General features: G+C 36.6%; 14 protein-coding genes. 4 read left to right on the forward strand and 10 right to left on the reverse strand.

The features are described 5' to 3' along the window. Nucleotides 1-53: 53 nt before the first annotated feature. Both ahpF and ahpC read right to left on the reverse strand, forming a co-directional pair. Nucleotides 54-1,586 carry an alkyl hydroperoxide reductase subunit F gene (gene ahpF, locus EGX70_RS09510; protein WP_000242129.1) on the reverse strand — a complete coding sequence of 511 codons (1,533 nt, stop codon included), beginning with the start codon at nt 1,584-1,586 and terminating at the stop codon, nt 54-56. 17 nt (nt 1,587-1,603) lie between these two features. After that, on the reverse strand, nt 1,604-2,164 hold the full coding sequence (ahpC, locus tag EGX70_RS09515; RefSeq protein WP_000060538.1) for an alkyl hydroperoxide reductase subunit C: 561 nt from the start codon (nt 2,162-2,164) through the stop codon (nt 1,604-1,606). A gap of 276 nt (nt 2,165-2,440) precedes the next feature. Between ahpC and rpsB the strand changes: the two genes are divergently transcribed. After that, complete coding sequence (gene rpsB / locus EGX70_RS09520) at nt 2,441-3,211, forward strand: 30S ribosomal protein S2 (protein WP_000268453.1); 771 nt, start codon at nt 2,441-2,443, stop codon at nt 3,209-3,211. Nucleotides 3,212-3,304: 93 nt separating this feature from the next. Continuing rightward, nucleotides 3,305-4,345 (forward strand): translation elongation factor Ts, encoded by a 1,041-nt coding sequence (tsf, locus tag EGX70_RS09525; protein ID WP_000808080.1) that lies wholly within the window; start codon nt 3,305-3,307, stop codon nt 4,343-4,345. A 159-nt stretch (nt 4,346-4,504) separates the two neighbouring features. Here the strand turns inward: tsf and EGX70_RS09530 are convergent, their stop codons facing one another. Then, nucleotides 4,505-4,966 (reverse strand): small multi-drug export protein, encoded by a 462-nt coding sequence (locus EGX70_RS09530; RefSeq protein ID WP_001106578.1) that lies wholly within the window; start codon nt 4,964-4,966, stop codon nt 4,505-4,507. Between the two features lie 172 nt (nt 4,967-5,138). Here EGX70_RS09530 and EGX70_RS09535 point away from each other — a divergent pair, with 172 nt between their 5' ends. Then, nucleotides 5,139-5,603, forward strand: a complete 465-nt coding sequence (locus EGX70_RS09535; protein ID WP_000985641.1) for a CtsR family transcriptional regulator — start codon at nt 5,139-5,141, stop codon at nt 5,601-5,603. Further along, nucleotides 5,600-8,047 carry an ATP-dependent Clp protease ATP-binding subunit gene (locus EGX70_RS09540; RefSeq protein ID WP_000020283.1) on the forward strand — a complete coding sequence of 816 codons (2,448 nt, stop codon included), beginning with the start codon at nt 5,600-5,602 and terminating at the stop codon, nt 8,045-8,047. The genes EGX70_RS09535 and EGX70_RS09540 overlap by 4 nt, the downstream gene beginning before the upstream one ends. A 219-nt stretch (nt 8,048-8,266) precedes the next feature. Here the strand turns inward: EGX70_RS09540 and EGX70_RS09545 are convergent, their stop codons facing one another. The 7 genes from EGX70_RS09545 to gshAB all read right to left on the reverse strand — a co-directional run bounded on the left by EGX70_RS09545 (nt 8,267) and on the right by gshAB (nt 15,957). Next, the gene (locus EGX70_RS09545) at nt 8,267-8,758 is read right to left on the reverse strand and encodes a GNAT family N-acetyltransferase (protein ID WP_000586898.1); all 492 of its coding nucleotides are present in this window, start codon (nt 8,756-8,758) and stop codon (nt 8,267-8,269) included. A 13-nt stretch (nt 8,759-8,771) separates the two neighbouring features. Beyond that, a complete protein-coding gene (locus EGX70_RS09550) occupies nt 8,772-9,413 on the reverse strand; it encodes a deoxynucleoside kinase (protein ID WP_000909527.1) in 642 nt (213 codons plus the stop codon). A 120-nt stretch (nt 9,414-9,533) separates the two neighbouring features. Further along, nucleotides 9,534-10,511 carry a tRNA dihydrouridine synthase DusB gene (gene dusB / locus EGX70_RS09555; RefSeq protein ID WP_000192732.1) on the reverse strand — a complete coding sequence of 326 codons (978 nt, stop codon included), beginning with the start codon at nt 10,509-10,511 and terminating at the stop codon, nt 9,534-9,536. Then, a complete protein-coding gene (gene hslO, locus EGX70_RS09560) occupies nt 10,495-11,370 on the reverse strand; it encodes an Hsp33 family molecular chaperone HslO (protein ID WP_000357828.1) in 876 nt (291 codons plus the stop codon). The genes dusB and hslO overlap by 17 nt, the downstream gene beginning before the upstream one ends. Nucleotides 11,371-11,509: 139 nt before the next feature. Then, complete coding sequence (locus EGX70_RS09565) at nt 11,510-12,766, reverse strand: toxic anion resistance protein (RefSeq protein ID WP_001285392.1); 1,257 nt, start codon at nt 12,764-12,766, stop codon at nt 11,510-11,512. Further along, nucleotides 12,763-13,581, reverse strand: coding sequence for a hypothetical protein (locus EGX70_RS09570; protein WP_000239574.1), 819 nt, complete (start codon nt 13,579-13,581; stop codon nt 12,763-12,765). The genes EGX70_RS09565 and EGX70_RS09570 overlap by 4 nt, the downstream gene beginning before the upstream one ends. Before the next feature lie 123 nt (nt 13,582-13,704). After that, entirely contained in the window at nt 13,705-15,957 is a 2,253-nt protein-coding gene (gene gshAB, locus EGX70_RS09575; protein WP_000582660.1) for a bifunctional glutamate--cysteine ligase GshA/glutathione synthetase GshB, read from the reverse strand. Nucleotides 15,958-16,090: the final 133 nt, after the last annotated feature.

Below are 16,090 nucleotides of genomic sequence, written 5' to 3' on the forward strand. Positions count from 1 at the left end.
CTCATATTACCCCAAAAAAGAGATTGATACCTATTGTATCAATCTCTTTTAGATTATTGTCTGATTAAATAATCAAATGCGCCAATGGCAGCTGTGGCACCAGACCCCATGGAAATAATGATTTGCTTGTAGGCAGCATCTGTACAGTCACCTGCAGCAAAAATACCAGGGATATTTGTTGAGCCAAATTTATCAACGACAATTTCTTGACGTTCATTGAGTTCAATGCCGCTATCCTTGAGCCAAGATGTACTTGGTACAAGACCAATTTGTACAAAAACACCTTCTAAATCAATGTGTTTTTCTTCGTTTGTATCACGATCGGTATAGTTTAAACCAGTGACATGATCTTCACCAACGATATCTTTAGTAGCAACATTCTTAAGAATAGTTAAATTATCAGTTTTAGCTGCTCGTTCTTGCAGTACTTGGTCTGCTTTGAGCTCAGGTAAGAATTCTAGGACTGTAACATGTTTAGTGACACCGGCTAGATCTAAAGCAGCTTCCATACCTGAATTACCACCACCTATAACAGCAACATCTTTTCCTTCGAAAAGAGGGCCATCACAATGTGGACAGTAAGTAACACCTTTATTGCGGAATTCTTCCTCGCCAGGAACGTTGATATTTCGCCACTTAGCACCCAGAGCTAGGATAGCAGTTTTAGCTTGTAAAATAGCTCCGTTAGCCAGTGTTACCTCAACTAATTCTTTTTTTTCAATGCCAGTTGCTAATTGACTCTTGATAATATCAATATCGTAAGATTTGGTATGCTCTTCAATTTGAGCCATCAATTTAGGGCCTTCGGTGTACAATGTACCAATCATGTTCTCAATACCAACTGTTTCGATAACTTGTCCACCAAAAGTTTCTGCTAAAATACCTGTTTTTAACCCTTTACGGGCGGCATAAATTGCAGCACTGTTACCTGCAGGACCACCACCAATAACTAGAACATCATAGACACCTTTGTCAGCAAATGCTTCAGCATCAAGAGGTCCATCTAGTTGTTCTAAAAGCTGTTCAATTGTAGCACGGCCAGAAGTAAATTCTTCTTGGTCCTTATAAACAGTAGGAACAGACATGATACCTTTTGATTTGACTTCGTCTTGATACATGCCTCCTTCAATCATAGTATGAGTGATATTCGGATTCAAAACAGCCATTATATTAAAGGCTTGAACGACATCTGGACAATTATGGCAAGTTAATGAAACATAAGTTTCTAGATTGATAGTTTTCTCAATGCCCTTAATTCGTTTGATAATGTCTTCATCAACTTTTGGTGCGCGACCAGAGACTTGCAACAAAGCTAAAATGAAAGATGTGAATTCATGCCCCATTGGCAAGCCTGAAAAAATAACGCGACTTTCATGCCCTTTTTTTGCAATCCCAAAACTAGGTTGACGTTTTAAATGTGTTGATTCAAGGCTGATGCGATCAGACATAGCGACAATTTCATCTAGAAAATCCTTTACTTTTTGAGAATTATCGTTATCTCCTAAATCAGCTTGTAATACAATATCAGATTCTAGCAAATCTAAATATTGTGCTAATTGAGCCTTGATTTCTTTATCTAAGACCATGGATTACCTCCTGGTTATTAAATTTTACCTACAAGGTCTAAACTAGGAGTTAAAGTTTCAGCTCCTTCTTTCCATTTAGCTGGACAAACTTCACCTGGATGTTGGCGGATGTATTGAGCAGCACGGACTTTATCAATGAGAGTACTTGCATCACGTCCGATGCCATCAGCATTAATTTCCATCATTTGGATGACACCGTCTGGATCAATGATAAATGTACCACGTTGTGCTAGACCATCTTGTCCAAGGACATCAAAACCTTGTGAAATAAGGTGTGAAGGGTCACCAATCATAGGATATGTGATAGTACCAACGACATCTGAGTCATCATGCCATGCTTTATGAACAAAATGAGTATCAGTAGAGACAGAATAAACTTCTACATCAAGAGATTTAAGTGTTTCGTATTGCTCTTGAAGGTCACCAAGTTCAGTTGGGCAAACAAATGAAAAGTCTGCTGGGTAGAAACAAAAAACTGCCCATTTTCCTTTAACGTCTTCATTTGTAACAGTGATGAATTTTCCATCGTGATAAGCTTGAGCTGAAAATTCAATAATTTCTTTTCCGACTAATGACATAATAATGTCCTCCTTTATTTTTTAATAGCCTAATTATAAACGAAATACTTTTAAATCTCCAATAAAAACGTTTACATTTTTCTAAGAAAAGTATGATTTTTCTAATAGAGTAGAAGATTTTATAGCTTGTCAAATCTAACTTTTTTTGATAAACTATTATAGTTGCTTAAAGTGACAAATACTCATCTTAGATCAATTGTGGTCTTGTTGCCGAAAGGTTAGGCTGCAAGTCGAAGTCTGAGAGAGGAAAAAACATTTTTAAAGGAGAACTTACTCATGGCAGTAATTTCAATGAAACAACTTCTTGAGGCTGGTGTTCACTTTGGTCACCAAACTCGTCGCTGGAACCCTAAGATGGCTAAGTACATCTTCACAGAACGTAATGGTATCCACGTTATCGACCTTCAACAAACTGTAAAATTAGCTGACCAAGCTTACGAATTTGTTCGTGATGCTGCAGCAAACGATGCAGTTATCTTGTTTGTTGGTACTAAGAAACAAGCAGCTGAAGCTGTTGCTGAAGAAGCTAAACGTGCTGGTCAATACTTCATTAACCACCGTTGGTTAGGTGGAACTCTTACTAACTGGGGAACTATCCAAAAACGTATTGCTCGTTTGAAAGAAATCAAACGTATGGAAGAAGAAGGAACTTTTGAACTTCTTCCTAAGAAAGAAGTTGCATTGTTAAACAAACAACGTGCACGTCTTGAAAAATTCTTGGGTGGTATCGAAGATATGCCACGCATCCCAGATGTAATGTATGTTGTTGACCCACATAAAGAGCAAATCGCTGTTAAAGAAGCTAAAAAGCTTGGTATTCCAGTTGTAGCTATGGTTGACACTAACGCTGATCCAGATGATATCGATGTTATCATCCCAGCAAACGATGACGCTATTCGCGCCGTTAAATTAATTACTTCTAAATTAGCTGATGCAGTTATTGAAGGTCGTCAAGGTGAAGATGCTGACGTTGACTTCGCTCAAGAAGCACAAGCAGATTCAATTGAAGAAATCGTTGAAGTAGTTGAAGGATCAAAAAACGACTAATATTTAATTTATTGTAAATCCTAAAACGGGGCAGATGCAAACCGCTCTGTCTCGTTTTTTTAATCATTATTTGAAATTAAGAGGAGAACGAAAATGGCAGAAATCACAGCTAAACTTGTAAAAGAATTGCGTGAAAAATCAGGTGCAGGCGTTATGGACGCTAAAAAAGCATTAGTAGAAACTGATGGTGACCTTGATAAAGCGATTGAATTACTTCGCGAAAAAGGTATGGCTAAAGCAGCTAAAAAAGCAGACCGTGTTGCTGCTGAAGGTTTAACAGGTGTTTATGTTGATGGTAACGTTGCAGCAGTTATTGAAGTTAACGCTGAGACTGACTTTGTTGCTAAAAACGACCAATTTGTAACATTAGTTAATGAAACTGCTAAAGTTATTGCAGAAGGACGTCCTTCAAACAATGAAGAAGCACTTGCTTTAACAATGCCTTCAGGTGAAACTTTAGAACAAGCATTTGTAACTGCAACTGCTACAATTGGTGAAAAAATTTCATTCCGTCGCTTCGCTTTAGTTGAAAAGACTGATGAGCAACATTTTGGTGCATACCAACATAATGGTGGACGTATCGGAGTAATTACTGTTGTTGAAGGTGGCGACGATGCACTTGCTAAACAAGTATCAATGCACGTTGCAGCTATGAAGCCAACTGTTCTTTCATATACTGAACTTGATGCACAATTTGTTCATGATGAGTTAGCTCAGTTGAACCACAAAATTGAGCAAGACAACGAGAGTCGTGCTATGGTTAACAAACCAGCTCTTCCATTCCTTAAATATGGATCAAAAGCTCAATTGACTGATGAAGTTATTGCCCAAGCAGAAGAAGACATCAAAGCAGAATTAGCTGCAGAAGGTAAACCAGAAAAAATCTGGGATAAAATCGTTCCAGGTAAAATGGATCGTTTCATGCTTGATAACACTAAAGTTGACCAAGAGTACACACTCCTTGCTCAAGTTTACATCATGGATGATAGCAAAACAGTTGAAGCTTATCTTGAGTCAGTAAATGCTAAAGCAGTTGCTTTCGTACGTTTTGAAGTTGGAGAAGGTATTGAGAAAGCTTCTAACGACTTTGAAGCAGAAGTTGCAGCTACAATGGCAGCAGCACTTGAAAAATAATTAACACTCGCTTTATATTATAATTTGGCAGCAAAATGTTGTCAGTAAATATATTTTAAAATAAGACACTTGGATTAAGTCAAGTGTCTTATTTTGGTATCGAATTGGTGGATTGGCAAATATTAAAAAAGGAGAGACAGTCATCTCACCTTAACTTTTCTAGAATAGGTTGAAGCCGATAATGGATAATGTTCCCATGATGCATCCAGCTAGTATAACACCTAGCATAACAGCAATAACACTATGTTTAAATTCCCAATCTAGGAGGCTAGCTGCAAGCGTGCCAGTCCAGGCTCCTGTTCCGGGTAAGGGAATGCCTACAAACAATAGCAAGGCAATAAACAATCCTTTTTCTCCAGCTACTTTTTCAAGTTTTTGACCACCGCTATGTCCTTTTTTAAGGCACCATGTGAAAAACTTACCAGTATAAGGTTTATCTGCTCCCCATTCTAGAACTTTGCGAGCAAAGAAGAAGATGATAGGTACAGGTAGCATGTTTCCAACAACACCGATAGCTAGCGCTTCCCACAAAGGTATTCCATTAGCGATTGCAAATGGCACAGCTCCTCGTAGTTCCACTAAGGGAATCATTGAAATCAAAAATGTAATAATGTAATTCATTAAATAAAACCTTTCTATGGTATTATTCCATTTTATCTTATCTTGCTAGTAATGACAACTAAAATCCGCGGTCATTCTAGTTTTACTATCCTTAGATAGATTTCATTTCCGTATCTTTTAAAAATTTGATATAATAATAGTCAGTTATAGTCAAAGAGGAAGGAGTGAATTTGTGGCCATAAAAAATACTTCCGATAATATTGAAGAATATATAAAATCATTATTAGAACAATCAGGAATTGCTGAAATAAAGCGTTCCAATTTAGCTGATACTTTTCAAGTTGTTCCTAGTCAGATTAATTATGTCATTAAGACACGGTTTACTGAAAGCCGTGGTTATGTGGTTGAGAGTAAACGAGGTGGTGGAGGTTACATCCGCATTGCTAAGGTTCATTTTTCTGATCAACACCAATTATTTGGAAATATGTTATCAACGATTGGCGAGCGTATCAGTGAACAAGTCTTTGATGATTTGATTCAATTATTATTCGATGAAGAGATAATTACAGAACGTGAAGGAAATTTGATTCTGGCGACATCAGGTGATGACGTCTTAGGAGAGCAAGCCTCTGTTATTAGAGCTCGTATGCTCCGTAAATTATTACAACGATTAGATAGAAAAGGATTCCATTTATGAGTCATTATTCCATAAAATTACAAGAAGTATTCAGATTGGCGCAATTTCAAGCAGCACGCTATGAAAGTCACTATTTAGAAAGCTGGCATCTTCTTTTAGCAATGGTTTTAGTTCATGATTCAGTAGCTGGTTTGACATTTGCTGAATATGAGTCTGAAGTTGCAATTGAAGAGTACGAAGCAGCAACAATTTTAGCTTTAGGTAGAGCACCGAAAGAAGAGATTACCGATTATCAATTTTTAGAGCAATCATCGGCTTTGAAAAAGATCTTAAAGTTAGCAGAAAATATTAGTATCGTAGTAGGAGCTGAAGATGTGGGTACTGAACATGTCTTGCTTGCTATGTTGGTTAATAAAGATTTATTAGCCACACGTATCTTAGAATTAGTTGGTTTTAGAGGTCAAGACGATGGTGAATCAGTTCGTATGGTTGATTTACGTAAGGCTCTAGAACGTCATGCCGGTTTTACAAAAGATGATATCAAAGCAATTTATGAATTACGTAATCCTAAAAAAGCAAAGTCGGGTGCTTCTTTTTCTGATATGATGAAACCACCGAGTACTGCTGGTGATTTAGCTGATTTCACACGTGATTTATCACAGATGGCGGTTGATGGGGAAATTGAACCTGTTATTGGGCGTGATACAGAAATTTCACGTATGGTCCAAGTCTTAAGTCGTAAAACAAAGAATAATCCTGTCTTAGTTGGAGATGCGGGTGTCGGTAAAACAGCTTTGGCGTACGGTCTAGCACAACGTATTGCTAATGGAAATATTCCTTATGAGCTTAGAGATATGCGTGTTCTAGAGTTAGATATGATGAGCGTTGTTGCTGGAACTCGTTTTCGTGGTGATTTTGAGGAACGTATGAATCAAATCATTGCAGATATTGAAGAAGACGGTCATATTATTCTTTTCATTGATGAACTGCATACTATTATGGGTTCTGGCTCTGGTATTGATAGCACACTTGATGCTGCTAATATTTTAAAACCAGCTTTGGCCCGAGGCACTTTACGCACTGTTGGAGCAACAACTCAAGAGGAATATCAAAAGCATATTGAAAAAGATGCTGCTTTATCTCGTCGCTTTGCAAAAGTTTTAGTAGAAGAACCAAATCTTGAAGACGCTTATGAAATTCTACTTGGATTGAAGCCAGCGTATGAAGCCTTTCATAATGTTACTATTTCAGATGAAGCAGTTATGACTGCTGTAAAAGTGGCTCATCGTTATTTGACAAGTAAGAATTTACCAGACTCAGCTATAGACTTACTTGATGAAGCTTCTGCCACTGTGCAAATGATGATTAAGAAAAATGCTCCTTCGCTTTTAACAGAAGTTGACCAAGCTATTTTAGATGATGATATGAAATCTGCTTCTAAAGCTCTAAAAGCAAGCCATAAGGATAAAAAGCGTAAGCCTATTGCCGTAACCGAAGATCATATTATGGCAACTCTCAGCCGTCTATCTGGTATTCCTGTTGAAAAATTGACACAAGCTGATAGTAAAAAATACCTCAATTTAGAAAAAGAATTGCATAAACGTGTTATCGGTCAAGATGATGCAGTTACCGCCATTAGTCGTGCTATCCGTCGCAATCAATCTGGCATTCGTACTGGTAAGCGTCCTATTGGTTCCTTTATGTTCTTGGGACCAACTGGTGTTGGTAAGACAGAGTTAGCAAAAGCCTTGGCAGAAGTGTTGTTTGATGATGAATCAGCCCTAATTCGTTTTGATATGTCGGAATATATGGAAAAATTCGCAGCTTCTCGCCTGAATGGGGCACCTCCAGGTTATGTTGGTTATGATGAAGGAGGAGAGCTGACTGAAAAAGTACGCAATAAACCATATTCAGTTTTACTTTTTGATGAAGTTGAAAAAGCTCATCCAGATATTTTTAATGTATTATTACAAGTGCTTGATGATGGCGTTTTAACAGATAGTCGAGGACGAAAAGTTGATTTTTCAAATACTATAATCATTATGACTTCTAATTTAGGAGCAACTGCATTACGTGACGATAAAACAGTTGGTTTTGGAGCTAAGGATATCAGCCATGATTATACTGCTATGCAAAAACGTATTATGGAGGAGCTTAAAAAAGCTTATCGACCAGAATTTATCAATCGTATTGATGAGAAAGTTGTATTCCATAGTCTCAGTCAAGATAATATGCGTGAAGTTGTGAAAATTATGGTTAAACCTTTAATTTTAGCGCTTAAAGATAAAGGTATGGATCTGAAATTCCAGCCTTCAGCCTTGAAACACTTGGCAGAGGATGGCTATGATATAGAAATGGGTGCTCGTCCACTGCGTAGAACTATTCAAACGCAAGTAGAGGATCATTTATCAGAACTACTATTGGCAAATCAAGTGAAAGAGGGGCAAGTAATTAAGATTGGCGTATCCAAAGGCAAATTGAAATTTGATATTGCAAAATCATAAAACATTCCAGTACCGATGGGTACTGGAATTTTAATATAAAAAGAAAATGTCCAAAATATTTTGGACATTTTCTTATAGATTTATGAAAAGTAAAAGGATCTATATCTAACAATTGCACTTGTAGATATAGGTACGACTGAAAGTCGTTGAAAAATTTTAGGATAAATATATTATAATATCCTAATCTTTTGCTAACTTAAAATAAATCTAAAGATTACCTTAAGATTTCAATCGCTTTTGTAACCATACAATGTCATGCCATTGTTCAAATTTAAATCCGATTTTTGGGAAATGTGCGACTTGATTAAATCCTCTTTTTTTGTGGAATGCAATACTTATATCATTTGGTAAACTGATACAAGCGAGTAGATTAACATACCCTTGGCTAACTAATTCTTTCTCCAATGTATCATATAGTTGGCTACTAATTTTTTTGCTACGTGCATCTTTATCAAGGTAAATAGAAAGCTCGCAAGTCCAGTCATAGGCAGCTCTAGCGTAGTAAGTTGAAGCATATGCATAACCTAATATTTTCCCATTTTCTTCAGCAACTAAATATGGGAAAGATTTGCTGATATTTTTGATACGATTGGTGAATTCCGATATACTAGGAATATCGTATTCAAACGTTATTGTAGTGTCAGTAACGTAGGGAGCATAGATAGCAAGTAATTCTTTAGCATCTGAGGGTAGGACAGGTCTTATAATCATAGATATCACCTAATTATAGTAAATCAAGTTTTTGCAATTCGGAATCAATAGTGTCAAGGACGTGTTGAAGATCCTCTGGATTTTTGACGAAATCAAGTTTGTTACCATCGATCCGAATTTTAGGTGAAACGTCGTAATTTTCATACCATTCTGGATATTTAGAATGGACTTGTTTGTAGTAGTCGTATAATTCTGGGTTAGAATCAACTTGCTCAAAGCTGCGTCCTCGTTTGTCAATACGTTCTAACATTTTATCAAATGAAACATCAATGTAGACTAGCAAATCAGGTCTCTTCTTAGGCATACCTTCTAATTCTTCCAACATATTTGCAAGAAGTTCTTTATAGATATCTAGCTCTGTTTTAGTCACATTTCCATTCTTATAATTTAGAGTGAGGAATAGTTCATCTTCAAAAATAGAACGATCCAAAACATTGTTGTTAGCCTTATAGGCTTCTTTTATAGATTGGAATCGTTTATTTAAAAAGAATATTTGTAGTAAAAAAGCATATTTTTGGGGATCTTGATAGTAAAGATCTAAAACTGGGTTATTATCAACCGCCTCATAGAAAACATCTGTCCCTAGGTGTTGTCCTAGAGCAGCTGCAAGGGAGCTTTTACCTGCTCCAATGGTTCCAGCTAAAACAATCAACATAATTCTCCTTAATTCTGTTATGCTAAAATAATTTGTTATACTTTTGAGTTTTCATTACACAATGATTTATGCTAAATTTGTACAGAGATAGGAAAAAACAGTCAAAGGACTGTTTTTGATTTAGCGTAAACCTGCAAAAAGTTCTTGAACTTCTGCTAGTGTTTCTGCACGTGAAACAGCTCCTCTAATTTTTGCTGCGCCTGATTTTCCACGCAGATAATGAGGTGCTAACCCTCGAAATTCACGAACGGCAATAGTTTCACCTTTTAAATTAACTAGTCGAGTGAGATGATCCTCGGCAACATCTAACATCTTCTCAAATGGTAGGTCAGGAAGGATTTCGCCTGTTTCAAAGAAATGATTAATTTGTGTAAAGATGTAAGGATTGCTACGAGCACCACGTCCAACCATTATAGCGTCAGCTCCAATCTCTTCAATCATAAATTTGGCATCGTGAACAGTACGAATGTCACCATTGGCAATAAAAGGAATACTAGTAACAGCTTTAGCGACCTTGCCAAGTGTTTCATGGTCACACGTGCCAGTATACATTTGTTCACGCGTTCGACCGTGCATAGCAAGTGCAGATACACCAGCAGATTCGGCAGCGAGTGCATTTTCTACAGCATTAGATGAGTCAGACCATCCTGTACGCATTTTTACTGTTAATGGAATGTCAAGTACAGACGTTACCTCTTTAACAATATGATAAATTTTTTCAGGGTCACGTAGCCATTTAGCTCCAGCTTCGTTTTTAACAACTTTGTTAACTGGACATCCCATATTGATGTCTACGATATCTGCTTTCGTATTACTTTGGATAAAGTCAGCTGCACGTTTTAAGCCTTCTGCATCGCCACCAAATAGTTGAATTGACATAGGATGTTCATTTTCATCGATATGGAGCATATGTAAGGTCTTTTCGTTGTTATAAAGTAACCCTTTCTCAGAAATCATTTCCATAACAACGAGACCAGCACCAAATTCTTTAGCGATAGTACGAAAAGCAGAATTAGTAATACCTGCCATCGGTGCTAGTACGGTACGATGAGGAATTTCAACCTTCCCAATCATAAATGAACTATTTAATTGAGTCATTAATTATCTTCTCCAAATCTTCTTCTGTGAAATAGTAAGTCTGGTTGCAAAATTGACAAGTAATTTCAACACCTTTATCTTCATCCTTCATGGCTTGCAATTCTTTAGTTCCTAAAGTCAATAGAGCGGCTTCAAAACGTTCTTTTGAACAGTCACAGTAGAAGGCTAAAGAGTCTTCCGATAAGCGCTTGTAGTCGTCTTCTCCGTAAATAGCTGAAAGGAGAGATTCTATATGATTTTCAGACTCTAGCAGACTTGAAATAGAAGGCATCTCCTGAATGCGTTTTTCATAGCGAGAAATTTCTTCGTCAGAAGCACCTGGGAGCACCTGAAGCATGAATCCACCTGCAACTTTAACCTTATCCTCGTCATCTAAGAGGACATTTAAACCGACGGCAGAAGGTGTTTGCTCACTTTCGGTTAAATAATAAGCAAAATCTTCTCCAATTTCTCCTGTAATTAGTGGAGTTGTTGAAGTGTAAGGTTGCCCAGTTCCGTAATCGGTAATAACGACAAAGTGTCCATTCCCCATGAAAGGTCCAACTAAGACCTCTCCAGTAGCTGTTTTCTTGATATCAACACCCGTATTTTGGATGTAACCTTTAACATTTCCTTTAGTATCAGCTACAGAAATAATATGACCAAAAGAGCTATCTCCAATAACCTTGACAGTTACTTTACTATTTCCTTTTTGATTTGCTGCTAAAATTTGATTTGCAATTAATGTTCTCCCAAGAGCTACAGTAGAACTTGAAAGTGTCTGATGTTTTTCTTGAGCTGTTCTTACAGTTTCTGTACAATCAAGGACATAAGCCCGGAAAGAACCGGAAGTTGAAATTGATTTTATAATTTTATCCATAAGTCATATTATAGCATAAAAGGCTTATTTTGCATTGGAGATAGTCAGGAAAATATAGATGAAAACGGTATAAATTAATGATATAAAAACGATACGGTGTTTTACAGTATCGTTTTTATTTAGTGGATATGATAGTAAGTTAAGACTCATCAACTTTTTCTTGGGTAGATTTACCTTCGTTGAGTAAGGCTTCAACTATTTTTTTATCACGAATTTTGACAGAATCATTGATTGTTTCAGCCGATTTAATAACAGCAGATTCTAATTGGGCACGTTCTTTACGTCCTTTGTCTATGGCAGCGATAATACCATTATTTTGAGCCACTAAGCTTTCAGCTAATGCAGTGACAGATTTAATAGAAACAGTGGGGCTTTGTGCGGTCTTCTCTAACATCGGAATCGCTTCTTTACTAGTTTCAGCCAGCATCTGCAATGCTGCATTATTAGCGTTGACAATAGCATCAGCAGTGACACCGGATTTGACAGATTGTTGCATCATGCCTAACTGAGCGATTGAGAGTTTCATTGTTGGAATGGTATTTCGACGTAACATGCCAAGTTTTTGACGCATATCTGACGATACTTTGACCAAGTTTCGCATCTGTGGTGTTGTTGCCCATGCAACGTAGAGACGGCTGACATATTCAGTATGTTGCTGTTCGAAGGTATTGATAACTTCAGTCATTCGAGCTAATTGGTTACTTTTAATTTGATACTCGGACGTTTGGCTATCTAATGCTAGAATTTCTTGTTGTAAGTGGCTTGCACGATTGGCAGCCTCGGCTTGACTCGATTCAATAAAAGCAATAACTCCAACCAAATTTTCAATAGATTTAGTATTATCTTCAATGAGCATTTCAGCAGAGACGATATTTCTTGCCAAAGTATCTTCTTGTTTGACAACATTCGCTGCCATCATATCCATTTTTTGCTCGATGTTTTGTGAGTCAAAATAAAATTCCTGTAGCGAGGTCTTGCTTTGTTTGAATAATTTTTGAATCAAGTTTGGTTTTTTCTCTAATTCTGCCGGAGTAGCATCTTTATATTTGGCAATAAATCCATTTAGTTCGCGATTAGCATTTTTTAGTAAATCATCAACTTGAGGAATTTGAATTTTTTTCTGCTCAGACAAGATATGATTAACAGTGGTATTAACGCCTTCTACTGCGGATTGTCCAAAATCAAGGAGCGCATTTTGGTCACCGACAAAAGTATCTACCAAAGCTGGTGTTTTTTCAGAGATAGCAGACTTTTGTGCTGGTGTTAGTTTTTCAAAAAAGGCAATTTGCCCAGTTTGGCTTGTTGTCTGGTTGGAAATAATTTCTGTTGTTTTATCTGTTTTAGTGATAGCATTGTCTGCAATTTGGTCAATATCAAAATTAAAGGTATCGCTCATTTATTGTTCCTTTCGTCTTGCATCATTCTTAGGCTAACGTCAAAATCTTTCATATCACTTTCATTCAATTGGCGCAGCGTTTCATCTAAATCTAAATTAAATTTTTTAATTGCTTGTAATGCTTGTTCTAGGCGTTCCTTAGCATTGTTAAAATTTTTAGGAGATTGTTTGATTCTGATGTAGCCAGCCAGAACATCTGTAAAACGTTTCATATTGGCTTGATGAATTGCTGCTAATTCAGCTTTGTTATCTGCCTTTTCAATCTTTTTTAAGATAGCATAGTGGTCATCTTGAATATTGTGATAGAACGGTTTTAATTCCGGAGCAATGCGTATCATTTCATCTTCCTGATCAGAAATAGGTTCTAGTTCTGGAGAGGCATGTAGCTTTATTAGTTGTTCGTTAATCTCATTACTAAATGTATTTGCTTTTTTGGTGATACGTTTATAGATATTAGGCTCAATGGCTTTTTGTAGTTGGTTTGCTTCATTACGAATTAGGTCCAATTGAGGTAATATTTGATTTGCTAATTTTATATATTCCTTAGAAAGATTGTCTTTTTTTAAAATTTCCAAGTGTCTAATGTCTTGGTCAGTCTCTTTAATATTGGATTTTAAAGCTTCAATACGTTGGTTTGATGTAAAACGTTTAAGACGCTTTTTATCATAAACGTAATAGGCACAATAACCACCACCAATAATTAACAGAGTAGCAATCACCTCACTCCAAAAGTCTGAAATCAGGGAAGCAAGAACAACAATACCAAGTAATGTTATTAGATTATGAGAATTTTTGGAATAGCGTTTTTTAACCATAATAATATTTAACCTAACTTTCTGTAGTTGTTAATATTTTATCTTAAATGAACTAGTGATGACAAGGGATAACTTTATTTTAACCAAAAATTCCTTAAGCTTAGCCTAAGGAACTCTTTTTAGTTATAATTCTGGGAACAGTTTAGCCAAAATTCGAGGTGTAATAGATTGACCAGGCCCCTCTTGACAGTAGGTGTGCATATACATCAATGGGTTAAAGTTTAGTTCAATGCAAGTAGCATTTTTCTTATCTTTTGAGTATGCTTGAGTGGCATTAGGAATAATTAAATCAACTCCACAAACCCAAGCCCCCATAGCCTCTGCCATCTCAGCTGCTAGTTGTTTATATGTAGGATCCATTGTATTTGTTACATCTATAGAGTCACCGCCAGTGGAAATATTAGAATTACGGCGAAGTTCTATTTTTGTTCCTTCTGGAGGGATACTGTTAACAGTGTATCCTTGTTGTTCCAACATTAACTGTTCTACTTCTCCGAGCTCAATAACCTCTAGAGGAGAGCGATGATCATAGCCTCTGAGAGGGTTTTGGTTTTTAAGTTTAACTAGCTGACTAATAGTATGAATACCATCTCCAACGACATTAGCTGCTACCCTAAGCAATACAGCAATACAGTCCCCCTCAAGGACGAAGAAACGGTATTCGGTACCCTCAATATATTCTTCCACAAGAATAGCACTATCTTCGGCAAAAGCGATGTCAATTGCTTTTTCATAAGAAGCTAAGTTAGCTGATGTTTTAAAAATAGAAATGCCTAAACCAAAGTTTGTTGATTTTGGCTTAACGACGATTGGTTTATCTTGGATTTGTGAAAAATAGTTAAGTGCCTCTTTACGGTCAGTAAATTCATCTCCAAAAGGAGTTGGGAAATGCTTTTCATCTAGGATTTTTTTTGTAACAACTTTGTTAGCCATAGCGAGCGGTACAATATAGTTATCTTTTGAGGTCATATTACCATTTTTAACGTACTCAATATGACTATTGTGCCATAATTTTAGGAATTGATCTTGTTCATCCAGCACTTCGAAGTTGACTCCTTTTTGGATAACGTCAAATAGTAGCAATTGGGTAGAAAGTTCCATCGTTTCATATCCCTTTAAGGCGTAGGGAGCTTCCCAAGCATAATCGTGATAAATTTGTCCTTGTCTTTGTCCAAATGTTTCTAAGGAAAGTCCTTCAATCATTTCTAAAAGTTGACCAGCTACCGTTAATTCAGGTGACTGAATTTGCCTTTTTACAGATTCCAATAGGTCTTGATAGTGAGGTGGTAAGTTAAAATGTTGGATAACAGATTGCATAGCATCCACTAAGTCAGAAACTGGTGCTTGATTAGGTAATTTTTCTAATGGATGACTGAGTGCTATAAGGTCATTTAATCTATTGGCTTCCTTGATATCTTGGTCAATATGACTACTAGAATCTATCCACAAAAGCGCCAATAAGAAAAGGTGAACAGTATCAACAGTTTCCTGCGTTATACCGATTGGACTAAATGGGTTGAGATCAAAAGTGCGAAATTCTAAATATGTAATTCCTTTTTCTAAATAATTACGACAGGCCTTACTACCACGGAGACGAACAGGTGAATAAAATTCTTTCTCAGCAATCAATTGCCCACTTTTTACAGCATTTTCTAGATCGTTGACATAATCCTTCAAGCTAGTATAAGAAATACGAATATCTTTATGATTCACATAACCTAAGTGACTATTTCTAAGTGACCGAACAGGGTTATTCAGTTTCTGATTTAAAAAGTCTTCTTCAGCTACCGGGCTCGCTCCATATAGATAAGTTAGTAACCAACGGTAACGTAAAAAATTTTGAGACAATTTCATGTAAAGCTGGTTCTGAAAATCAATAGCATTGTCTGCTTGACTCAATTCAAAGAGAGAAGTTAATAACTCTTGACCTAAACCGAGATTATAGTGAATTCCAGAGATGGATTGTATTAGTTTTCCATAAGTTTTCTCCAAATATTTGCGATAATCATATTCAAAAGCATCCTCTAATTGGGCAATCTGTATGTCTTCTTCCCTCACTTTGGGTGGCATAGAAAGCGGCCATAAGTATTCATCGTGGTTGATAGAGCGTCCAGCAACATCACTTATAGCTTTCAAAAATCGAATGGCTTCTTGGCTATCCTTTGCAATAGGTGTAATGAGTTCTAATTGAGGTTCACTATAATCCGTTTGGATATAAGGATGATAGTTACGACTCCCTAATGTTTTGGGATGGGGTGTTTGAGCAACCCTTTGAGTGGGTTGGTGAATGCGAAGGCTTTCTCTCTCTAAGCCAAATGTAGCTTGTAGAATCGGTAGATGAGAGTGGCTTCTTTGTAACAGTTGATCGATAATCACGACAACATTCCTCCTAGTAACAGATGATACTAGTTTATCAAAAAAATAATAAAAACTAAGTTTTACGGCACAGAAAACTAAAATAATCTTATACCGGTGTCATAAAAAATAAAAGATTGAACTTTTGAGTCCA

Source organism: Streptococcus sp. FDAARGOS_522 (assembly GCF_003812445.1).
Taxonomy (GTDB): Bacteria; Bacillota; Bacilli; order Lactobacillales; family Streptococcaceae; genus Streptococcus; species Streptococcus agalactiae.